Origin of the sequence: Streptococcus sp. CF8-6 (assembly GCF_024295845.1) — a bacterium.
Lineage (GTDB): Bacteria > Bacillota > Bacilli > Lactobacillales > Streptococcaceae > Streptococcus > Streptococcus oralis_BO.
Map to the genome: position 1 here is coordinate 11,843 of NZ_JANCOF010000004.1, position 22,125 is coordinate 33,967.

The 22,125-nt window shown below is 43.8% G+C and carries 21 protein-coding genes and 1 riboswitch; of the genes, 14 read left to right on the forward strand and 7 right to left on the reverse strand.

Going from position 1 to position 22,125, the window contains the following annotated elements; translation table 11 throughout:
- Nucleotides 1–14: 14 nt before the first annotated feature.
- The 3 genes from NML69_RS06635 to pnuC all read left to right on the forward strand — a co-directional run bounded on the left by NML69_RS06635 (nucleotide 15) and on the right by pnuC (nucleotide 3,537).
- On the forward strand, nucleotides 15–743 hold the full coding sequence (locus tag NML69_RS06635; protein WP_042902614.1) for an ABC transporter ATP-binding protein: 729 nt from the start codon (nucleotides 15–17) through the stop codon (nucleotides 741–743).
- Entirely contained in the window at nucleotides 736–2,256 is a 1,521-nt protein-coding gene (locus NML69_RS06640; RefSeq protein WP_042902615.1) for an ABC transporter permease/substrate-binding protein, read from the forward strand. Before NML69_RS06635 ends, NML69_RS06640 begins: the two co-directional genes overlap by 8 nt.
- A gap of 489 nt (nucleotides 2,257–2,745) precedes the next feature.
- Nucleotides 2,746–3,537 carry a nicotinamide riboside transporter PnuC gene (pnuC, locus tag NML69_RS06645; protein WP_254725883.1) on the forward strand — a complete coding sequence of 264 codons (792 nt, stop codon included), beginning with the start codon at nucleotides 2,746–2,748 and terminating at the stop codon, nucleotides 3,535–3,537.
- A 35-nt stretch (nucleotides 3,538–3,572) separates the two neighbouring features.
- On the opposite strand, the gene NML69_RS06650 is transcribed toward pnuC, so the two are convergent.
- Both NML69_RS06650 and NML69_RS06655 read right to left on the reverse strand, forming a co-directional pair.
- On the reverse strand, nucleotides 3,573–3,905 hold the full coding sequence (locus NML69_RS06650; protein WP_254725885.1) for a glucuronide permease: 333 nt from the start codon (nucleotides 3,903–3,905) through the stop codon (nucleotides 3,573–3,575).
- A 26-nt stretch (nucleotides 3,906–3,931) separates the two neighbouring features.
- Nucleotides 3,932–4,486, reverse strand: a complete 555-nt coding sequence (locus tag NML69_RS06655) for a TetR/AcrR family transcriptional regulator (protein WP_254725887.1) — start codon at nucleotides 4,484–4,486, stop codon at nucleotides 3,932–3,934.
- A gap of 132 nt (nucleotides 4,487–4,618) precedes the next feature.
- On the opposite strand from NML69_RS06655, the gene NML69_RS06660 reads away from it, so the two are divergent.
- On the forward strand, nucleotides 4,619–5,509 hold the full coding sequence (locus NML69_RS06660) for a cation diffusion facilitator family transporter (protein ID WP_254725888.1): 891 nt from the start codon (nucleotides 4,619–4,621) through the stop codon (nucleotides 5,507–5,509).
- A 33-nt stretch (nucleotides 5,510–5,542) separates the two neighbouring features.
- Here the strand turns inward: NML69_RS06660 and galR are convergent, their stop codons facing one another.
- A complete protein-coding gene (gene galR / locus NML69_RS06665; protein WP_254725890.1) occupies nucleotides 5,543–6,547 on the reverse strand; it encodes a DNA-binding transcriptional regulator GalR in 1,005 nt (334 codons plus the stop codon).
- A 164-nt stretch (nucleotides 6,548–6,711) separates the two neighbouring features.
- Here galR and NML69_RS06670 point away from each other — a divergent pair, with 164 nt between their 5' ends.
- From NML69_RS06670 to NML69_RS06680, 3 genes are all read left to right on the forward strand, one after another.
- Nucleotides 6,712–7,890, forward strand: coding sequence for a galactokinase (locus NML69_RS06670; RefSeq protein WP_198459282.1), 1,179 nt, complete (start codon nucleotides 6,712–6,714; stop codon nucleotides 7,888–7,890).
- A gap of 18 nt (nucleotides 7,891–7,908) precedes the next feature.
- Entirely contained in the window at nucleotides 7,909–9,390 is a 1,482-nt protein-coding gene (locus NML69_RS06675) for a UDP-glucose--hexose-1-phosphate uridylyltransferase (RefSeq protein WP_254725892.1), read from the forward strand.
- A gap of 69 nt (nucleotides 9,391–9,459) precedes the next feature.
- Nucleotides 9,460–9,864: a PaaI family thioesterase gene (locus NML69_RS06680; RefSeq protein WP_061413329.1), complete on the forward strand. Its 405-nt coding sequence runs from the start codon at nucleotides 9,460–9,462 to the stop codon at nucleotides 9,862–9,864.
- A gap of 32 nt (nucleotides 9,865–9,896) precedes the next feature.
- Here NML69_RS06680 and NML69_RS06685 read toward each other — a convergent pair whose 3' ends face one another.
- From NML69_RS06685 to NML69_RS06700, 4 genes are all read right to left on the reverse strand, one after another.
- Nucleotides 9,897–11,159, reverse strand: a complete 1,263-nt coding sequence (locus NML69_RS06685) for a nucleobase:cation symporter-2 family protein (protein WP_001171655.1) — start codon at nucleotides 11,157–11,159, stop codon at nucleotides 9,897–9,899.
- The gene (locus tag NML69_RS06690; protein ID WP_084859516.1) at nucleotides 11,159–11,740 is read right to left on the reverse strand and encodes a xanthine phosphoribosyltransferase; all 582 of its coding nucleotides are present in this window, start codon (nucleotides 11,738–11,740) and stop codon (nucleotides 11,159–11,161) included. The genes NML69_RS06685 and NML69_RS06690 overlap by 1 nt, the downstream gene beginning before the upstream one ends.
- A gap of 360 nt (nucleotides 11,741–12,100) precedes the next feature.
- Nucleotides 12,101–12,196: riboswitch (purine riboswitch) on the reverse strand.
- A gap of 130 nt (nucleotides 12,197–12,326) precedes the next feature.
- Nucleotides 12,327–12,713, reverse strand: a complete 387-nt coding sequence (locus tag NML69_RS06695) for a VOC family protein (RefSeq protein WP_000386240.1) — start codon at nucleotides 12,711–12,713, stop codon at nucleotides 12,327–12,329.
- Between the two features lie 11 nt (nucleotides 12,714–12,724).
- Nucleotides 12,725–13,552 (reverse strand): exodeoxyribonuclease III, encoded by an 828-nt coding sequence (locus tag NML69_RS06700; RefSeq protein WP_213988220.1) that lies wholly within the window; start codon nucleotides 13,550–13,552, stop codon nucleotides 12,725–12,727.
- 133 nt (nucleotides 13,553–13,685) lie between these two features.
- Here NML69_RS06700 and NML69_RS06705 point away from each other — a divergent pair, with 133 nt between their 5' ends.
- The 7 genes from NML69_RS06705 (at nucleotide 13,686) to trpB (ending at nucleotide 22,093) form a co-directional block, all read left to right on the forward strand.
- Nucleotides 13,686–14,141: a DUF3290 family protein gene (locus NML69_RS06705; RefSeq protein WP_000675332.1), complete on the forward strand. Its 456-nt coding sequence runs from the start codon at nucleotides 13,686–13,688 to the stop codon at nucleotides 14,139–14,141.
- The gene (locus NML69_RS06710) at nucleotides 14,138–14,773 is read left to right on the forward strand and encodes a DUF421 domain-containing protein (protein ID WP_254725894.1); all 636 of its coding nucleotides are present in this window, start codon (nucleotides 14,138–14,140) and stop codon (nucleotides 14,771–14,773) included. The genes NML69_RS06705 and NML69_RS06710 overlap by 4 nt, the downstream gene beginning before the upstream one ends.
- 54 nt (nucleotides 14,774–14,827) lie before the next feature.
- Nucleotides 14,828–16,573, forward strand: a complete 1,746-nt coding sequence (locus NML69_RS06715; protein WP_254725898.1) for an ABC transporter ATP-binding protein — start codon at nucleotides 14,828–14,830, stop codon at nucleotides 16,571–16,573.
- Complete coding sequence (locus NML69_RS06720) at nucleotides 16,563–18,305, forward strand: ABC transporter ATP-binding protein (protein ID WP_254725900.1); 1,743 nt, start codon at nucleotides 16,563–16,565, stop codon at nucleotides 18,303–18,305. The genes NML69_RS06715 and NML69_RS06720 overlap by 11 nt, the downstream gene beginning before the upstream one ends.
- Before the next feature lie 218 nt (nucleotides 18,306–18,523).
- Nucleotides 18,524–19,216, forward strand: coding sequence for a sugar transferase (locus NML69_RS06725; RefSeq protein ID WP_254725902.1), 693 nt, complete (start codon nucleotides 18,524–18,526; stop codon nucleotides 19,214–19,216).
- Between the two features lie 42 nt (nucleotides 19,217–19,258).
- Complete coding sequence (locus NML69_RS06730; RefSeq protein ID WP_254725909.1) at nucleotides 19,259–20,488, forward strand: DegT/DnrJ/EryC1/StrS aminotransferase family protein; 1,230 nt, start codon at nucleotides 19,259–19,261, stop codon at nucleotides 20,486–20,488.
- Between the two features lie 426 nt (nucleotides 20,489–20,914).
- Nucleotides 20,915–22,093 (forward strand): tryptophan synthase subunit beta, encoded by a 1,179-nt coding sequence (trpB, locus tag NML69_RS06735; protein ID WP_254725920.1) that lies wholly within the window; start codon nucleotides 20,915–20,917, stop codon nucleotides 22,091–22,093.
- The last annotated feature ends 32 nt before the right edge of the window (nucleotides 22,094–22,125 follow it).

A 22,125-nucleotide genomic window follows, 5' to 3' on the forward strand; every position in this document is an offset into this window, starting at 1 on the left:
ATTGAGGATACAGAATGATTGAATACAAGAATGTAGCGCTACGCTATACAGAAAAAGATGTTTTGAGAGATGTCAATTTACGGATTGAGAATGGAGAGTTCATGGTTTTAGTTGGGCCTTCTGGGTCCGGTAAGACGACCATGATCAAGATGATTAACCGTCTCTTGGAACCAACTGATGGAAATATTTATATGGATGGCAAGCGCATCAAAGACTATAATGAGCGTGAGCTTCGTCTCTCTACTGGTTATGTTTTACAGGCCATTGCTCTCTTTCCCAATCTAACGGTTGCAGAAAATATTGCTCTCATTCCTGAGATGAAGGGCTGGACTAAGGAAGAAATTGCGAAGAAAACAGAAGAGCTTTTAGCTAAGGTTGGTTTACCGGTAGCTGAGTATGGGCATCGACTTCCAAGTGAATTATCTGGTGGGGAACAGCAACGGGTTGGTATTGTTCGTGCTATGATTGGTCAGCCTAAGATTCTCCTCATGGATGAGCCCTTTTCAGCCTTGGATGCTATTTCGAGAAAACAGTTGCAGATTCTGACGAAAGAATTGCATAAAGAGTTTGGAATGACAACGATTTTTGTGACCCATGATACGGATGAAGCTTTGAAATTGGCGGACCGTATTGCTGTCTTGCAGGACGGAGAGATTCGTCAGGTGGCGAACCCTGAGACCATTTTAAAAGCTCCTGCAACGGACTTTGTAGCAGATTTGTTTGGAGGTAGTGTTCATGACTAATTTGATATCAACTTTTCAGGATCGTTTTGGTGATTGGGTAACAGCTCTATCTCAACATTTGCAGTTGTCACTTTTGACCTTGTTACTAGCTATTTTTATCGCGATTCCTTTGGCTGTTTATCTTCGTTATCATGAAAAGATGGCGGACTGGGTCTTGCAGATTGCAGGAATTTTCCAGACCATCCCGTCTCTGGCCTTGTTAGGACTCTTTATTCCCTTGATGGGAATTGGGACCTTGCCTGCTTTGACTGCTCTGGTGATTTATGCGATTTTCCCGATTTTGCAAAATACCATCACGGGGCTGAAGGGAATTGATCCAAGTCTGCAAGAGGCTGGGATTGCCTTTGGGATGACCAGGTGGGAGCGTCTCAAGAAGTTTGAAATTCCACTTGCCATGCCTGTCATTATGTCTGGGATTCGGACGGCAGCGGTTTTGATTATCGGTACGGCGACCTTGGCTGCCTTGATTGGTGCAGGGGGACTGGGTTCCTTTATCCTTTTGGGAATTGACCGCAATAATACCAGTCTGATTTTGATTGGGGCCCTTTCTTCTGCAGTGCTTGCTATTGCCTTTAACTTCCTACTAAAAGTGATGGAAAAAGCAAAATTGCGGACGATTTTCTCTGGTTTTGCCTTGGTGACCATATTGCTCGGTCTGTCTTATAGTCCAGCCCTCTTAGCTCAAAAAGAGAAAGAAAACTTGGTGATTGCTGGAAAATTGGGACCAGAACCCGAAATTTTGGCCAATATGTATAAGCTGCTGATTGAAGAAAATACCAGTATGACTGCGACTGTTAAGCCGAATTTTGGGAAAACAAGCTTCCTCTATGAAGCTTTGAAAAAAGGGGATATTGATATCTATCCTGAATTTACTGGTACAGTGACTGAAAGTTTGCTTCAACCAGCACCTAAAGTGGGGCATGAGCCAGAACAGGTTTATCAGGTGGCGCGTGATGGCATTGCCAAACAAGATCATCTAGCCTATCTCAAACCTATGTCTTATCAAAATACCTACGCTGTAGCTGTTCCGAAGAAAATTGCTAAAGAATATGGCTTGAAGACCATTTCGGACTTGAAAAAAGTGGAAGGCCAGTTGAAGGCAGGCTTTACACTCGAATTTAATGACCGTGAAGATGGCAATAAGGGCTTGCAATCAATGTATGGTCTCAATCTCAACGTAGCGACCATGGAGCCAGCTCTTCGCTATCAGGCAATTCAGTCAGGCGATATTCAAATCACAGATGCCTATTCGACAGATGCAGAATTGGCGCGTTATGATTTACAGGTCTTGGAAGATGACAAGCAACTCTTTCCACCTTATCAAGGGGCACCACTCATGAAAGAAGCTCTTCTCAAGAAACATCCTGAGTTGGAGACAGTTCTCAATAAATTGGCTGGTAAAATCACGGAAAGCCAGATGAGCCAGCTCAACTACCAAGTCGGTGTTGAAGGCAAGTCAGCAGAACAAGTAGCCAAAGAATTTCTACAAGAACAAGGTTTGTTGAAGAAATAGCTTGAGAATAGCAAACTCAACTTTGGCTAAACGACCATATAAAAAAATGCTCAGACAATCTTGTCTGGGCTTTTTTGATATTAGAGTTACTAAATGTCATTTAAAATGGAAAATAATACTCAATGAAAATCAAAGAGCAAACTAGGAAGCTAGCCGCAGGTTGCTCAAAGTACAGCTTTGAGGTTGTAGATAGAACTGACGAAGTCAGTAACATATATACGGTAAGGCGACGCTGACGTAGTTTGAATTTGATTTTCGAAGAGTATAAGAGGAAATTTTCAGGATTTTCTAGATTTTTACTGTAAATACACTTGACTATTCACAAAATAGGTGTATAATGTGTTGTGAACTACTTAACAAATAAAGATTTCCAGCTCATGTCGACTAAGGATGGAAATCTTGTGTATAGACAGTTCAGTAGATATATAATAGAGCGTTGCGTCCGAAAGTCTATCCAGACACGGCTCTTTAAAAACAAAAGGAGAAAATATGACGACTTATTTGCAAACAAAACTCAAGAACATCAAAATAACTCTTGGTGAAATGTCTGGTGGCTACCGCCGTATGGTTGCTGCTATGGCTGATTTGGGATTTTCAGGAACCATGAAGGCTATCTGGAATGACCTCTTTGCCAATCGTAGTTTTGCCCAGTGGCTTTACCTGCTGGTTTTAGGAAGTTTTCCAATCTGGCTTGAGTTGATTTATGAACACCGCATTGTTGACTGGGTTGGGATGATTTGTAGTCTGACTGGAATTATCTGTGTTATCTTTGTATCGGAAGGTCGAGCAAGTAATTACCTTTTTGGTTTGATTAACTCTGTCATTTACCTTATCTTGGCTCTGCAGAAAGGCTTTTATGGTGAGGTGCTGACGACACTCTACTTTACGATCATGCAGCCAATTGGACTTCTAGTTTGGATCTACCAAGCACAGTTCAAGAAAGAAAAGCAGGAATTTGTCGCGCGTAAACTGGATGGTAAGGGTTGGACCAAGTATCTTTCCATTAGTGTTCTTTGGTGGTTGGTCTTTGGGTTCATTTATCAGTCTATTGGAGCCAATCGTCCTTATCGCGATTCCATCACCGATGCGACCAATGGGGTTGGGCAAATCCTTATGACAGCTGTTTACCGTGAACAATGGATATTCTGGGCAGCTACCAATGTCTTTTCTATCTATCTCTGGTGGGGAGAAAGCCTGCAAATCCAAGGAAAATACCTGATTTACTTGATCAATAGTCTAGTTGGTTGGTATCAGTGGAGCAAGGCCGCAAAGAGTGCTTAAAAAAGTAAAAAAGGATCAGATGATCCTTTTTTGTGTTAGAGCAAGATGAATAATACTGTAATGACGATAGCGCTCGTCAAACGAACGATGTGGTGCGAGATATGTTGTTTTTCTTTCTGTTGGCCGTTCCAGTAGGCACCATAGCAGACGATACTCGAGCCCACAATCCATAGAAGAATGGTCGCCAGTGGGACGAAGTAAAAGATGGCTAGAGCCAGAGAGGTGAGGCAACTGCCGACCAAAATGCACTTATTTCCCAGACTGTAGTTCTTTTGTTTCATGGCTGAAAAAGCAGCAGCAAGGTGAAGCAATGAGAAGGCGAGAGCTAGTACAATTGTTAGTATTCCTAGAATCATCGAAGTTAACATAGTTGGTTCCTTTCTGAGTTACAGGCTTAGTTATCAAGTGGAGTTGTAGAGGTCATCTCCATTACATCAAGGTAAAATCTCACCACTTGGTCTTCGGTATAGGATTTTCCTTTTTTTAGCCACCAAGTTAGGGTCTCGATAAAGTTCGTCACAACAAAATGCTGGAGGTAGGAGTCCGGAATGTTTGGATAGGCCTCTTGCAAGTCATCCGCCACCATGGGATAAACGTGGTGTTCGAGTTCCTTGTGTAGTTGGCGGAGGAAGTAGTCGTTTTTGGAAAAAAGGAGACTGGTGACATGGTCCTGGTTTTTCTGAAAATGTAAAAAGATATGTGCGAGGTAGTCCTCGGTAGTAAAGTGTCCTTCCCTTTCAAAGAGATGATGAAAGAGGTAGCGACAGAGCTCATCTAAAAGGAGTTCCTTACTTTCGTAATGACAGTAAAAAGTAGAACGCCCAACATCTGCTAGGTCAATGATATCCTGAACAGTAGTGGCATCATAGCCCTTGTCGTTCAAAAGTTGTAAAAAAGCTTGATAGATGGCTTTTTTAGTCTTGCTGACTCGACGGTCTCTTTTTGGCATATAGACACTTGAGACAAACTGTTCAGAACTGAACAGGACTGACAGTTTGCTTCTATCCTTTCTTTGGATTTTATTAGATAATACAAATGAAAGAAGTATGTATATACCCATTATACCAAAGGAGGGAGAGAAATGAGTTCTAAAACATCTATCTGGTTAGCTTTTTTCTTAAATTTAAGCTATGCGATTGTTGAGTTTATCGCAGGAGGAATCTTTGGTTCAAGTGCAGTTCTTGCTGATTCTGTTCATGACCTGGGGGATGCTATAGCCATTGGTATATCAGCCCTTTTAGAAACGATTTCAAACCGTGAAGAAGATAGGCAGTACACCTTGGGTTACAAACGTTTTAGTCTTTTAGGGGCCATGCTAACGGCTGTGATTCTTATGATAGGCTCTGTTCTAGTGATTTTGGAAAATATCACAAAGATCGCTCACCCGCAACCCGTCAATGAGAATGGCATCCTCTGGCTGGGAATCATTGCAGTAGTTATCAATGTACTAGCAAGTCTGGTAGTTCGTAAAGGAAAGACAAAGAATGAGTCAATTCTTAGCTTGCATTTTTTGGAAGACACTCTTGGTTGGTTGGCTGTCATCCTAATGGCGATTATCCTCCGATTTACAGATTGGTATATCCTCGATCCATTTTTATCTCTGGTTATTTCTGTCTTTATTCTGTCGAAAGCCATTCCTCGCTTTTGGAGCGCACTGAAGATTTTCCTAGATGCTGTGCCAGAAGGGGTCGAGACAAGTGATTTGGAGAAGGATTTAGAGGCTCTTTCCAATGTCAAAAGTATCAATCAACTTAGTATTTGGTCCATGGACGGTCTAGAGAATAATGCTATTGTCCACATTTGTATTAAGGACTGGGAACAGATGATGGAAACCAAAGAAGTGGTGCGTCAATGTTTAGAAGAAAGAGGCGTGCAGAATATCACTATTGAAGTAGATAGCAGTCAAAGTAACCATGCGCAACATAGGCGGAAGGTGAGAGAGGTAGAGCAGAAGCATGGTCATCATCATTAACAAAACGACCTCTAGCGAGGTCGTTTCGTTATCCTATTCATTCCTCGTACTCTCTCTCAAAGTCAGTCTGGTGCCCAGCATAGTCAAGCTGGGGATTTTGCGACCGTGGAGAACTTCCTTATTAAGAATATCCATACCTGCTCGGCCCATTTCTTCGGTATAGACGGTAATGCTAGAAAGAGGAGGATAGACCTGCTTGGTCAGACTAGTGTCGTTAAAGGAAATAAGGCTGACGCGGTCTGGTAGGCTAATTCCAGCTTCTTGAAGGGCACGGAGGGCACCGATGGCTAAACTATCGCTGGCAGCGAAAAAGGCTGGTGGGAGTTGTTCTCCTAGCTTGTGAATGGCCTCCTTCATCAAGTCATAGCCAGACTGGGCAGTAAAGCTCCCTTGAAAAACCAGTTCTTCATGGTAGATACCATTTGATTGGGTAATGTCTTTGAAGTTTTCTAGTCGCTTATCCTGGATAATTTCTTCCTGGTCGGTTGTTTCCTCAAGGCCTGTGAGAATGCCAATCCGATCCACCCCCTGACTGAGGAAATGGTCTACAACTTGTTTCACAGCAGTGTAAAAATCAGTGATAATACAGGTATGACCTAGTGAGAGGGTGTCACTGTCTATAAAGACTAAAGGTTTTTGGTATTCTTCAAAGGCAGCAATCTGAGCTTGGCTAAATTTTCCGATGCAGAGAATGCCAATCACTTCCTCGCTTAGTGTAAAAGGATGGTCATTAAAATAGCGCAAGATGTCATAGTCCAACTCTTGGGCCCTTTTTTCAATACCGAGACGAATCTGATAGTAGTAGAGGTCGTCCAACTCCCCTTGTTCGCTGACCCATTGGATAATGGCAATCTTTTGCTTGAGTTTGTGGGATTCGCCTGTCTTGAGGTGCTTAGTATAGCCCAGCTCTTCAGCGACAGTTAAAATACGATGTCTGGTTTCTTCTGTGACAGATAGGCTCTGGTCGCGGTTGAGGACACGAGATACGGTCGCGATAGAGACAGAGGCTAGCTGTGCAATGTCTTTTAAGGTAGCCATAAATCCTCCTCCTTTTAGGTTAGTATATCATATTTTTCTGCTTTTTACTGATAGTTTAGTAAAAATTTAGTAAAAAGGATTGACCTTGGCAAATGCCTTGGATACAATAGAAGAAAACGATTACACGTTAAGGTGACTTAACGGACAGTCAAAGGAGAATTCATATGACACAAGATCTTACTACTGAAGCCCTTCGCAAAGACTTTCTTGCCGTTTTTGGTCAAGAAGCAGACCAAACTTTCTTTTCACCAGGTCGTATTAATCTGATTGGTGAACACACAGACTACAACGGTGGGCACGTTTTTCCAGCTGCTATTTCTTTGGGAACCTATGGAGTGGCTCGCAAGCGTGATGACCAAGTTTTGCGTTTCTACTCAGCCAACTTTGAGGACAAGGGTATCATCGAAGTGCCTCTTACTGACCTCAAATTTGAAAAAGAGCACAGCTGGACCAACTATCCAAAAGGGGTTCTTCATTTCTTGCAAGAAGCTGGACACGTGATTGACAAAGGGTTTGATTTTTATGTTTATGGAAATATCCCAAATGGTGCAGGCTTGTCATCATCAGCATCCTTGGAACTTTTGACGGGGGTTGTGGCAGAGCATCTCTTTGGTTTAAAACTAGGCCGTTTGGATTTGGTTAAAATCGGAAAACAAACAGAAAACAACTTTATCGGAGTCAACTCTGGTATTATGGACCAGTTTGCTATCGGTATGGGAGCTGACCAACGGGCCATTTACCTAGATACCAACACCTTGGAGTATGACTTTGTGCCACTTGATTTGAAGGACAATGTTGTTGTTATCATGAACACCAACAAACGCCGTGAACTGGCGGACTCTAAGTACAATGAACGCCGTGCTGAGTGTGAAAAAGCTGTGGAAGAATTGCAAGTTGCCTTGGATATTCAGACCCTGGGTGAATTGGATGAGTGGGCCTTTGACCAATACAGCTATCTAATTAAAGACGAAAATCGCTTAAAACGTGCTCGCCATGCTGTTCTTGAAAATCAACGTACCCTCAAAGCACAAGCAGCTCTTCAGGCAGGTGATTTGGAAACATTTGGTCGCTTGATGAATGCATCTCACGTTTCTCTTGAGCATGATTATGAAGTAACTGGCTTGGAATTGGATACCCTTGTTCACACAGCTTGGGCTCAGGAAGGTGTTCTTGGTGCTCGTATGACAGGGGCAGGATTTGGTGGCTGTGCCATTGCCTTGGTTCAAAAAGATGCTGTTGAGGCTTTTAAGGAGGCTGTAGGCAAGCGCTACGAGGAAGTAGTTGGATACGCTCCAAGCTTCTATATCGCTGAAGTTGCAGGTGGCACTCGCGTCCTTGACTAGTTAAAAGGAGGCTCTATCGTGACCTTAGTAGATAAATTTGTAACACATGTTATTACTGAAAGTTCATTTGAGGAAATGGATCGAATCTACCTAACCAATCGTGTTTTGGCGCGAGTGGGTGAAGGTGTTTTGGAAGTTGAGACGGATCAGGATGACTTGATTGACCTCAAGGACCAGCTTGTTGAGGAAGCGGTTCGATTAGAGACGATTGAAGATAGTCAGGCTGCGCGTGAAAACCTCGGAGCTGAACTGATGGACTTGGTAACCCCTTGTCCAAGTCAGGTCAATCGTGACTTTTGGACAACTTACGCCCAATCACCAGAGCAGGCGATTGCGGACTTCTACCAACTTAGTCAGAAAAATGACTACATTAAACTCAAGGCCATTGCTAAAAATATTGCTTATCGTGTACCATCTGACTACGGAGAACTTGAGATTACCATCAACCTCTCTAAGCCTGAAAAGGATCCAAAGGAGATTGCGGCGGCCAAGTTGGTGCAAGCTAGCAATTATCCCCAGTGTCAGCTTTGTCTAGAGAACGAAGGCTACCATGGTCGGGTTAACCATCCAGCTCGCAGCAATCACCGCATTATCCGTTTTGAAATGGTGGGTCAGGAGTGGGGCTTCCAGTATTCACCCTATGCTTATTTTAATGAGCACTGTATCTTCTTAGACGGCCAGCATCGTCCCATGGCCATTAGTCGTCAGAGTTTTGAGCGCCTGCTGGCTATCGTAGAGCAGTTTCCAGGCTATTTTGCGGGCTCTAATGCCGACTTGCCAATCGTGGGGGGCTCTATTCTCACCCATGACCACTATCAGGGAGGTCGTCACGTATTTCCTATGGAATTGGCTCCTTTGCAAAAGACTTTCCGATTTGCTGGTTTTGAGCAGGTCAAGGCTGGGATTGTCAAGTGGCCTATGTCAGTGCTTCGTTTGACCTCGGATTCAAAAGAAGATTTGATCAACTTGGCTGATAAGATTTTGCAGGAATGGCGGAAATATTCAGACCCTGCAGTGCAAATTTTGGCAGAGACAGACGGGGCACCGCATCACACCATTACACCCATTGCCCGTAAACGCGATGGACAGTTTGAGTTGGACTTGGTCTTGCGAGACAATCAGACATCCCCAGAGCATCCTGATGGTATCTATCATCCCCACAAGGATGTTCAACATATCAAGAAGGAAAATATCGGCTTGATTGAGGTCATGGGCTTGGCTATCTTACCACCTCGTTTGAAAGCAGAAGTGGAGCAAGTCGCTAGCTACCTCGTGGGAGATGATGATATAGTTGCCGACTATCATCAGAAATGGGCAGACCAGCTCAAAGCCCAACATCCGGACCTAGCAGATAAAGAAAAAGCCCTTGAAATCGTCAAGGACTCTGTGGGTGCTATTTTTGCGCGTGTTTTGGAGGACGCAGGGGTTTACAAGCAGACGAAACAAGGACAGGCAGCTTTTATGCGCTTTGTAGAACAGGTCGGAATTTTGCCAAACTAGGAGCTTTCTCCTTGCACAGTCCTATAAAAAGTAGTATCATAGTGTCGTTTGAACTATCAGGAGGAAACGATGAAAGATTTTCATTTTGACGCTATATCTGCCTTTGAAAATTACGAAATAGAAAAAATGAGAGACGGTCACGTTGTGGTGACGACAAAAGTAGTGGACTCGTCGCTCAACTATTATGGCAATGCCCATGGTGGCTATCTCTTTACCCTTTGTGACCAGATTAGTGGTTTGGTGGTTATCTCGCTGGGGCTTGATGGAGTGACACTCCAATCCTCTATCAACTACCTCAAAGCAGGAAAACTCGACGATGTGCTGACCATTAAAGGAGAATGTGTCCATCATGGTCGCACAACCTGTGTCGTGGATGTGGATATCACCAATCAAGAAGGCAGAAATGTCTGCAAGGCAACCTTTACCATGTTTGTCACAGGCCAGCGGTCTGAAGACAGACAGGTAAGGATATAGATAAACAAAAAAGAGGCTCACACCTCTTTTTCTTATTTCTTCTTCCGGTTTAATACTGCATTGAGGACAATGGCCAGTAGGCTGGCTACGACGATTCCGTTTGAGAAGAACATTTGGAAGGCTGTTGGCATGCTGACAAAGAGATTACTATTGTTGAGTCCGACACCTGCAGCGATGGATACCGCTGCGATAAGGAAGTTGTGTTCATTGTTAGCAAAGTCAACGCGGGCGAGGATTTGCATCCCTTGAAGGGAAACAAAGCCAAACATCACCAGCATGGCCCCTCCAAGAACAGGGCTCGGAATGATTTGGGCGAGGGCACCAAACTTAGGAAGGAGTCCAAGGAGGACTAGGAAACCAGCTGCGTAGTAGATTGGCAGACGGGTCTTGATACCAGATAATTTAACCAAACCAACGTTTTGTGAAAATCCTGTGTAAGGGAAGGTGTTAAAGATTCCTCCGAGAAGTACGGCTAGACCTTCTGCGCGGTAACCGTTGCGCAGGCGCGTGCTGTCGATTGGGTCATTGGTAATATCAGACAAGGCCAGGTAAACACCAGTGGATTCAACCATAGAAACCGTTGCAATGATACACATCATGACGATGGATGAGATTTCAAAAGTCGGTACACCAAAGTAGAGGGGAGTTGGAACATGGACAAGCGGTGCTGCCGCAACAGGGGAGAAATCAACCAAGCCCATGGTAGCAGCAATGGCAGTTCCAACAACCAGACCAATCAAAATGGAGATAGACTTGATGAATCCTTTGGTAAAGATGTTGATCAAGAGGATGATTAGAACAGTGATGGCTGCAAGCAAAAGACTTTGCCCAGTTGGTTCTGGGACGTTATTTCCCATATTTCCAATAGCGACAGGAATCAGGGTCAATCCAATCGTGGTAATGACAGATCCTGTTACGATAGATGGGAAGAGATTGGCAACTTTTGAGAAAATGCCTGAAATCAGAACCACATAAATCCCTGAAACGATAAGGGCACCAAACATAGCACCGCTACCGTGGCTTTGTCCAATCATAATCAAAGGAGCGACGGATTGGAAGGCAACTCCGAGAACGACTGGTAGTCCAATCCCAAAGTATTTGTTGAGTTGGAGTTGAAGGAAGGTGGCCACCCCACACATGAAGATATCTGTGGAGATAAGATAGGTCAACTGTTCAGCTGAATAGCCAAGAGCTGTCGCAATCATGATGGGAACCAGGATGGATCCTGAGTACATGGCTAGTAAGTGCTGTAAGCCAAGAACGGCTGCTTGCGAGTGTTTTTCTTGTTTTTGCATTAGAGATCTGCCTCCTTAAATACGACCTGACCATTCTCAAAACGATCCAAACGAGCGAGTGATAGAACTGGATAGCCAGCTTTCTCGAGCAAATCACGACCATCCTGGAAGGATTTTTCGATAACAATACCGATGGCTTCGACTTTAGCTCCGGCTTGTTCTATGATTTGGATCAAGCCTTTGGCAGCTTGGCCATTAGCAAGGAAATCATCGACAATCAAGACCTTGTCTTCGGGTGAGAGGAATTTTCCAGCGATGGAAACGGTGCTGGTCACCTGCTTGGTAAAGGAGTAGACTTGGGCGGTTAGGATGCCTTCGTTCATGGTGATGTTTTTAGCTTTCTTGGCGAAAATCATGGGCACATTTAAGGCTTCAGCTGTAAAAACGGCTGGGGCAATGCCTGATGCTTCAATGGTCACGACCTTGGTAATGCCAGCAGAAGCGAATTTTTCCGCAAAAATCTTACCAATCTCTCGCATTAAGCTAAAGTCAACTTGGTGGGTTAAAAAAGAATCCACCTTGAGGATGTTGTCCCCCAAGATATGCCCATCCTCAAGGATGCGCTCTTCTAATAATTTCATAAGACCTCCTAAAGTCTAAAAGTCAGTTTACTTGTTGGTTAACTGTTTCTATAGTGAACCAGTTTGCTAGTACTATGTATTTGATAAAACTAGTACGAGCGAAGCGAGTTTTATCAAATATTTCCCGCCGTAGTGGTATCATAGACAATAATCTTGTTATTGTCTATGACGGGATTTTTGAGACTTTTGGCTCAAAAATTAGGGATGAAATTCCGAAGGAAGTTGCTCCCGTCCGCACTAATTAAGGGAAATATTAAAAATATTTAGTTTACACTTAAAGGCGTACTTTAATAAAAATATTCAAAAAGGACCTACTTAATCCCCTAAGTAAGTCCCCAAAATAGGCATGGCCAAAACCATACCTCCAGCTGACATACTCATTGTTAGGTGTTCCGGCACCTTGTAGAAACGTCGTGCCAATTCACGACATAAACAAGTAAAATGATATTCAATTTTAAATAGGCTACTGCCAATGTTTTTATTTTACACCAATTAGCTTTATAAATCAAATATTTTGTTAGCAAATAGACCATAAAAGCGAACGAAAAAGCTACAACACTAGATAGTATTGTAGCCCTTTATTCTTCTATTCGCTAAATCTTAAAAAATAGCCATCTGGATCCAAAACTGCAAATTCATGGGGATAAATAAAGCTATCTCCTACTCGAAATTCTCTTTTTGTCAGGGGCCGATGGATGGGATAGTCAGCTTCCAGCAGTTTTTGGTGGAGCTGAGGGACATCTTCAATGCCAAAGGAAATATTGATACCGCGCCCGAAAGGATAGGTTAGTTGGGCTAATTCTTCTGTACTGCCTTCTTCTAGCATAAGTTGGCAGTCTTCAAGCGAAAGAAAGAGGAAGTTTTCTTCTGGACGCTCGTATTCGACAGAAAATCCCAGCAAGTCGCAGTAGAAGTGGCGTGACTTTTCGAGGTCAGATACTACAAATTCAGGAATGACAGCTTGATAGTCCATTAGCTTTCTCCTTAGAGCTCAATCTCCATGACAATGGGTGTGTGGTCTTGGCGCGCACCAGAGTCAATCATGTCGGACTGAGTCACCTTGTCAGCCACGCGATTGCTGGTGAGCCAGTAGTCGATTCTCCAGCCTGTATTGTTGATTTTAGAAGTCTTGCTGCGTTGCGCCCACCAAGTGTAGCGCTCTGGGACATCACCGTGAATATGGCGGAAGGTGTCAGTAAATCCAGTTGCCAAAAGGTTGGTAAAACCAGCACGTTCCTCGTCTGTAAAACCAGGTGAACGGCGGTTGCTGGCAGGATTTGCAAGGTCGATTTCCTTGTGGGCTACGTTGTAGTCTCCAGTCGCAAGGACTGGTTTTTCTTTGTCTAGTTGCGCCAAATACTCAGCGTATTTGACATCCCAGACTTGACGCTCTTCCAAGCGTTTGAGACCATCGCCAGCGTTTGGAGTGTATACTTGGGTCACGAAAAATGTATCAAATTCCAAGGTGATGATGCGACCTTCCAAGTCCATGGTAGAAGGGGCACCGATTTCTGGAAAAGTGACAGTGGGTGTGAGTTCTTTCTTATAAAGGAACATGGTTCCAGCATAGCCTTTGCGGGCAGGTTCTTGAGAAGAACGCCACGTGTTTTCGTAGTTTGGAAAGAGTTCAGCTAAAATTTCCAAGTGTTTTTTAGTAGGACCCTTGGCAGAAAGCTTGGTTTCTTGGATAGCGATGATATCAGCATTTTCAGCGACCAAGGTTTGTAGTACCTCTTGGGACAATTTGGCACGAGTTGAGTCACTAGTTAGGGCAGCATTGAGGGAATCAATATTCCATGAGATGAGTTTCATAAAGTTACCTTTTTCATTCAGATTATAGATTTTATTATATCAAAAAAAGGTCCATTTCCCCAACGTATGGCTTGAAAAATCACTCTCTTTCGTTTATAATTAAGAATGATTTTATGAAAGGGAGTGAAAATAAATGAAATTTTACTCATATGACTATGTACTTAGCCAAATCAGTCAGCAAAATGGCATCATGATTGGCTTTGGAATTGTTCTCCTAGCTATCACAGGATTTTTTGCTTTTAAAGCCTATCGAGATAAAAAGGGGACTAAGTTTCGGGAATTGGTCATGATTTTGGCCTTGACCTTGGTGGCCATGCTTTTGGTGACAATCTCAAAATACCAGACCAATCAAGCCTCTAACAACCAATTTCAAACCTCCCTTCATTTCATAGAGGTTGTTTCCAAAGACTTGGGAGTGGATAAATCAGAAGTTTATGTCAATACTTCTGCAGCCACTGATGGAGCGCTTGTCAAGGTAGGTCCAAATTTCTACCGAGCCATGAACGGGAGCCAACCAGACAAGTATCTTTTAGAGAAATTAGAATTGAATCAAACAGACGCTATTGAATTGGTGGAGGTAAACAAATGACACTCAATTATATGGAAATTTTAATCAAACTGGCCTTGGGGCTCTTCTCGCTTGTTTTTGTTATCAATGTGACAGGAAAGGGGAACCTAGCACCTAACTCTGCGACAGACCAAATTCAGAACTATGTTCTCGGTGGTATCATCGGTGGGGTGATTTACAATAGTTCTATCAGCATTCTCCAGTATGCAGTGATTTTGATGATGTGGACGATTTTGGTCTTGACCCTCAAGTGGCTCAATAACAATGTTCGTTTTGTCAAACGCTTGATTGATGGAAAACCAACTCTCCTTATCAAAAATGGGCAGATTGACCCAGAAGCCTGTCGTTCAGTTGGCTTGTCTGCATCGGATGTAGCCCTCAAACTTCGTAGCCAAGGAATTTTCCAGATGAAGCAAGTCAAACGAGCTGTGCAGGAGCAAAATGGCCAACTCATCGTAGTCCAAATGGGAGATGAGAATCCCAAGTATCCTGTTGTCACAGATGGTGTTATCCAAGTGGAAATTTTGGAGTCGATTGGTCGTAACGAAGAATGGCTGCTTGATAACCTCAGCAAGCAAGGGCATGACAATGTAGCCAATATCTTTATCGCTGAGTATGACAAGGGTGCGGTCACAGTCGTAACCTATGAATAAGAAAAACCTGGGGTCTTGGCCTCAGGTTTCTATTTGCAATCAGAAAGGGATGTTATGTCCATTATTCAAAAACTTTGGTGGTTTTTCAAGTTAGAAAAACGCCGTTATTTAGTCGGGATTATGGCTCTGGTCTTGGTTTCCGTCCTCAACCTCATTCCCCCAATGGTTATGGGGAGGGTCATTGATGCCATCACATCGGGGCAATTAACCCAGCAGGACCTCCTTCTTGCCCTATTTTACTTGCTTCTTGCAGCCTTTGGGATGTACTATCTGCGCTATGTTTGGCGTATGTATATCCTCGGTACTTCCTACCGTTTGGGACAGATTATGCGCTCTCGCTTATTTGAGCATTTTACTAAGATGTCGCCAGCCTTTTATCAGACCTATCGGACAGGGGACTTGATGGCACACGCCACCAATGATATCAATGCCCTAACTCGTCTCGCAGGTGGAGGTGTTATGTCTGCGGTGGATGCTTCTATCACGGCACTGGTGACTTTGCTGACCATGCTCTTTAGCATTTCTTGGCAGATGACCTTGGTTGCCATTCTTCCCCTGCCCTTCATGGCTTATGCGACTAGTCGTCTAGGGAGAAAGACCCACAAGGCCTTTGGCGAATCCCAAGCAGCCTTTTCCGAACTCAATAACAAGGTGCAGGAGTCTGTATCAGGTATCAAGGTGACCAAGGCTTTTGGTTATCAGGCGGACGAGTTGAAGTCCTTTCAAGCAGTCAATGAATTGACCTTCCAAAAGAATCTCCAAACCATGAAATACGACAGTCTCTTTGACCCTATGGTTCTCTTATTTGTTGGTTCATCCTATGTTTTAACCCTTTTGGTCGGTTCCTTAATGGTGCAGGAGGGGCAGATTACAGTTGGGAATCTGGTTACCTTTATCAGCTACTTGGATATGCTGGTCTGGCCTCTTATGGCCATTGGCTTCCTCTTTAATATCACTCAGCGAGGGAAGGTGTCCTATCAGCGGATTGAGGAACTTTTGTCTCAGGAATCACCTGTACAAGATCCTGAGTTTCCTCTGGACGGTATTGAAAATGGACGTTTGGAGTACGTCATTGATAGTTTTGCCTTTGAAAATGAGGAAACACTGACGGATATTCACTTTAGTTTAGAAAAAGGGCAAACTCTGGGCTTGGTCGGGCAGACAGGTTCTGGTAAAACATCCTTGATCAAGCTTCTCTTGCGAGAATACGATGTGGATAAGGGAGCTATTTACCTAAACGGTCACGATATTCGGGATTATCGTCTGACAGACCTACGCAGTCTCATGGGATATGTCCCGCAGGACCAGTTTCTCTTTGCGACCTCTATCTTAGACAATATCCGCTTCGGCAATCCGAACTTGCCTCTTTCAGCAGTTGAGGAAGCGACCAAGCTAGCACAAGTTTACCAAGATATTGTGGACATGCCTCAGGGCTTTGATACGTTGATCGGTGAAAAGGGAGTCAGTCTTTCAGGTGGTCAAAAGCAACGTCTGGCTATGAGTCGGGCGATGATTCTAGACCCTGATATCTTGATTTTAGATGATTCCCTGTCCGCCGTGGATGCCAAAACTGAGTATGCGATCATCGACAATCTTAAGGAGACGAGGAAGGATAAGACAACCATTATTACAGCCCATCGTCTCAGTGCGGTTGTCCATGCAGATTTGATTTTAGTCCTGCAAAATGGCCAAATCATTGAACGGGGCAGGCACGAAGACTTGCTAGCCCTGAATGGCTGGTATGCCCAAACTTACCAGTCTCAGCAGTTGGAAATGAAAGGAGAAGAAGATGCAGAATAAGAAAGAACAATGGGCTGTATTGAAGCGCTTGATGTCCTATCTCAAGCCCTATGGCCTCCTGACCTTTTTGGCATTAAGTTTTCTCCTTGCGACGACGGTCATTAAAAGTGTCATTCCCCTTGTGGCTTCCCACTTTATCGACCAGTACCTCAGCAATCTTAATCAACTGGCCGTGACCGTTTTGCTGGTCTACTATGGTCTTTATCTCCTGCAAACTCTAGTTCAGTATGTTGGAAATCTTCTCTTTGCGCGGGTGTCCTACAGTATTGTCAGAGATATTCGTCGGGATGCCTTTGCCAATATGGAAAAACTGGGCATGTCTTATTTTGACAAGACGCCAGCAGGATCCATCGTTTCTCGTTTGACCAATGATACCGAGACCATCAGTGATATGTTTTCAGGGATTTTATCCAGCTTTATCTCAGCAGTTTTTATCTTTCTGACAACTCTGTATACCATGTTGGTGCTGGATTTTCGTTTGACAGCTTTAGTTTTGCTATTTCTTCCCTTGATTTTCCTTTTGGTCAATCTCTATCGGAAAAAATCAGTGAAAATCATCGAAAAAACCAGAAGTCTCTTGTCGGATATCAATAGTAAGCTGGCAGAGAATATCGAGGGAATCAGGATTATCCAGGCCTTTAACCAAGAGAAGCGCCTGCAAGCAGAATTTGATGAAATCAACCAAGAACACTTGGTCTATGCCAACCGATCTGTAGCCTTGGATGCCCTCTTTTTGAGACCTGCCATGAGTTTGCTGAAACTCCTAGGCTACGCCGTTTTGATGGCCTACTTTGGTTACCGTGGTCTTTCTATAGGGATAACGGCCGGAACTATGTATGCCTTTATCCAGTACATCAACCGTCTCTTTGATCCCTTAATTGAGGTGACGCAAAACTTTTCAACCCTTCAAACTTCCATGGTGTCTGCAGGTCGTGTCTTTGCCTTGATTGACGAGAAGACCTATGAGCCTCTTCAAGAAAATGGACAAGCCAAAGTCCAAGAGGGTAATATCCGTTTTGAACATGTGTGTTTCTCATATGATGGCAAACACCAGATCCTAGATGATATTTCCTTTTCGGTTAAGAAGGGAGAAACCATTGCCTTTGTAGGACATACAGGTTCCGGGAAATCTTCGATTATCAATGTTCTCATGCGTTTTTATGAATTTCAGTCAGGCCGCGTTCTCTTGGATGGTGTGGATATCCGAAACTACAGTCAGGAAGAGCTGAGAAAGAACATTGGTCTGGTCTTACAGGATCCCTTCCTCTATCACGGGACTATCAAGTCCAATATCGCCATGTACCAAGATCTTAGTGATGAAGAGGTACAGGCTGCGGCTGCCTTTGTGGATGCAGATTCCTTTATTCAGGAGCTTCCACAGGGTTATGATGCACCTGTGTCTGAGCGTGGTTCGAGCTTTTCTACTGGACAGCGCCAGCTTCTTGCCTTTGCTAGAACTGTTGCCAGTCAGCCTAAAATCCTGATTTTGGATGAAGCGACAGCCAATATTGACTCTGAAACAGAAAGTTTGGTTCAAGATTCCCTAGCTAAAATGAGACAGGGACGGACAACAATTGCCATCGCTCATCGTCTTTCGACCATCCAGGACGCCAACTGCATTTATGTCTTGGACAAGGGGCGCATTATCGAGAGTGGAACCCATGAGGAACTCTTGGCCTTGGGAGGAACCTATCACAAGATGTATAGCTTGCAGGCAGGAGCTATATCCTAATACTCTTTGAAAATCTATTCTAACCACGTCAGCTTTATCTGCAACCTCAAAGCTGTACTTTGAGCAGCCTGTGGCTAGCCTCCTAGTTTGCGTTTCGATTTTCATTGAGTATAAGAAGGAAATTCTTTAAATTACAGATTTCTTGCACCGCCTTTTCCATTTTGTGGTATAATGAAAAATGTTGACAAATAGTATAATAAAAACAAAGGAGAAACAGCATGCTGAAATGGGAAGACTTGCCCGTGGAAATGCAATCAAGCGAGGTTGAGTCTTACTACCAGCTTGTCTCTAAAAGGAAGGGGTCGCTGATTTTCAAGCGTTTCCTGGATTGGGTTCTGGCCCTGTTTTTGCTACTTTTGACTTCTCCCGTCTTTCTTATCTTGAGCATTTGGATCAAGTTGGATAGCAAGGGACCTGTCATTTACAAGCAAGAGCGCGTGACCCAGTACAATCGTCCGTTCAAGATTTGGAAGTTCCGTACCATGGTGACGGATGCGGATAAAAAAGGAAGTCTAGTGACTTCTGCTAACGATAGCCGTATTACCAAAGTTGGAAATTTCATCCGCCGTGTGCGTTTGGACGAACTACCTCAGCTGGTCAATGTCCTTAAAGGCGAGATGTCCTTTGTCGGTACACGACCTGAGGTGCCACGTTACACCGAGCAGTATAGCCCTGAAATGATGGCGACCTTGCTCTTGCCAGCAGGAATCACCTCTCCAGCCAGCATCAACTACAAGGATGAGGATACGATCATCAGTCAAATGACGGAGAAAGGTCTATCAGTTGACCAGGCCTATATCGAACATGTCCTTCCTGAAAAGATGCGCTATAACCTCGCCTATCTTCGAGAGTTTAGTTTCCTTGGAGACATCAAAATCATGTTTCAAACCGTGTTTGAAGTGCTAAAATAAAGTAGTCATGAGAAAATGAGTACAGATAAAAGGAGCAAATCAATGCCAAATTACAATATTCCATTTTCACCACCCGATATTACAGAAGCTGAAATTGCTGAAGTAGCGGATACCCTTCGTTCTGGTTGGATCACAACAGGTCCGAAGACAAAAGAACTGGAGCGTCGTTTGTCCCAACACACACAGACACCAAAGACTGTCTGCCTCAACTCTGCGACTGCCGCTCTTGAGTTGATTTTGCGTGTTTTGGAAGTGGGACCTGGTGATGAAGTCATCGTTCCAGCCATGACCTATACAGCTTCATGTAGTGTTATCACTCATGTGGGAGCGACCCCTGTCATGGTGGATATCCAAGCAGATACGTTTGAAATGGACTATGACCTACTTGAGCAAGCCATTACTGAAAAGACTAAGGTGATTATTCCGGTTGAGCTTGCAGGGATTGTTTGCGACTATGACCGTTTGTTCCAAGTTGTGGAGAAAAAACGTGATCTCTTTACCGCTTCAAGCAAGTGGCAAAAGGCCTTTAACCGTATCGTGATTGTCTCTGATAGTGCCCATGCTTTAGGATCTACATACAAAGGGCAACCAGCTGGTTCGATCGCTGACTTTACTTCCTTCTCATTCCATGCCGTTAAGAACTTTACAACGGCTGAGGGAGGAAGTGCGACGTGGAAAGCCAATCCAGCGATTGACGATGAAGAGATGTACAAGGAATTCCAAATCCTTTCTCTTCACGGGCAAACTAAAGACGCTCTTGCCAAGATGCAATTGGGTTCATGGGAATACGATATCGTTACACCAGCCTACAAGTGCAACATGACGGATATCATGGCTTCGATTGGTTTGGTACAATTGGATCGTTACCCAGCTTTGCTACAACGTCGTAAGGACATCGTGGACCGCTATGATCGTGGTTTTACGGGTACTCGTATCCATCCACTGGCACACAAGACTGATACTGTCGAATCTTCACGCCACCTCTACATCACTCATGTAGAAGGAGCAAGTTTAAAAGAACGCAACCTCATCATCCAAGAATTGGCCAAAGCAGGAATTGCAAGTAATGTACACTATAAACCGCTTCCTCTTTTGACAGCCTATAAGAATCTTGGTTTCGATATGGCAGATTATCCAAGAGCCTATGCCTTCTTTGAAAATGAAATTACGCTTCCACTTCATACAAAATTAAGCGATGAAGAAGTTGATTATATCGTTAAGACTTTGGTGAGAATTTCCGAAGAAATCCTCGGATCAGGAAAAAAATCATAAAAAAATCTTGACAAAAAGCGGACAATAGCATATAATATTCTCAACAAATCAGAAAAGTAACTATTTTTGATCTTCAGGGAGCCTGTGGTGATTGTGAACAGGTGGTTGGAAGTAGTGAAAATGGGCTGATTTTAAAAATGAGTTTGAAACAATGAAAATTCGGTGCGCACACCTTACAGTGCAACTTGTTGTTAGACAAGGTAGAGATGTAAAGGGGGATAGTCCCTTTATAATTGAGGTGGCACCGCGTTACCAACGCCCTCACACGGAATTTAATTCTGTGTGTGGGCTTTTTTCTATCCGTCATTTTGTTTATCTTTTATTAGGGCGTTAAGTCGCTTTGATGAACTTGAGTTCTATCTACAGCTCCTTGCCTACTACTAAAAGCAAACAAAAAGCCGGATTCATACAGAAGGAGGAAATTTTATGACAACTAAAGGATATTTTGGACAATTTGGTGGTAGTTTTGTACCGGAACCGATTCAGGCTTTGTTGGATGAGTTAGAAGTGACTTTTGACAAGTACAAGGATGATCCAGAGTTTTTGGCAGAGTTTCGCCATTACTTAAAAGACTATTCAGGTCGCGAAACACCACTCTATTTTGCGGAAAGTTTGACAGACCACCTAGGTGGCGCTAAGATTTATCTCAAGCGCGAAGACCTGAACCATCTGGGTTCCCACAAACTCAACAACGTTTTAGGTCAAATCCTTCTTGCCAAACGTATGGGCAAAAAAAGAGTGATTGCGGAAACAGGAGCTGGTCAGCACGGTGTTGCGACAGCCGCGGCTGCAGCCAAGTTTGGTATGGCTTGTGATGTCTACATGGGAGCGGAGGATGTGGAGCGTCAACGTCTCAATGTCTTCCGCATGGAGATGATGGGAGCGACCGTTCACGCAGTTGAAACAGGGACACGAACTCTCAAGGATGCGGTCGATGCAGCCTTTGGAGCATGGATGAATGACCTTGAAGCCTTCTACGTTTTGGGATCTGCTGTAGGCCCTCATCCTTATCCTACAATTGTTCATGAATTCCAAAAGGTCATCGGTGAAGAGTCTCGTCGTCAAATCTTAGAAAAAGAAGGCCGTTTACCAGACTACGTCATTGCCTGTGTAGGTGGTGGTTCCAATGCCATCGGTGCTTTTTCGCAGTATGTGGCTGATGAAGAAGTCAAATTGGTTGGGGTTGAAGCTGCCGGTCACGGACTTGATACTGACAAGCACGCAGCCACTATGACAAAAGGTAGTGTCGGAATTGTCGATGGTATGAAGACCTATGCAGTCTTTAAGGAAGACGGAGAGCTGGCGCCAGTTTACTCTATCTCAGCTGGTTTGGACTATCCAGGGGTTGGCCCAGAACACGCCTACTTCAAAGATTCTGGTCGCGTAGAATACGTAGCAGCGACAGATGAAGAAGCTGTTCAAGCTTTGCTCCTTCTTAGTAAGACTGAAGGGATTATCCCAGCGATTGAAAGTTCGCATGCCATCGCAGAAGCAGTTAAACGTGCACCGAAACTAAGTAAAGATGAGATTATCATCATCAATGTCTCTGGTCGTGGAGACAAGGACGTAGCTGCTATTGCAGACTACCTAGAAGATAAAAAATAGATGGAAAAATTACAGTCCTTTCTCTCACAGAG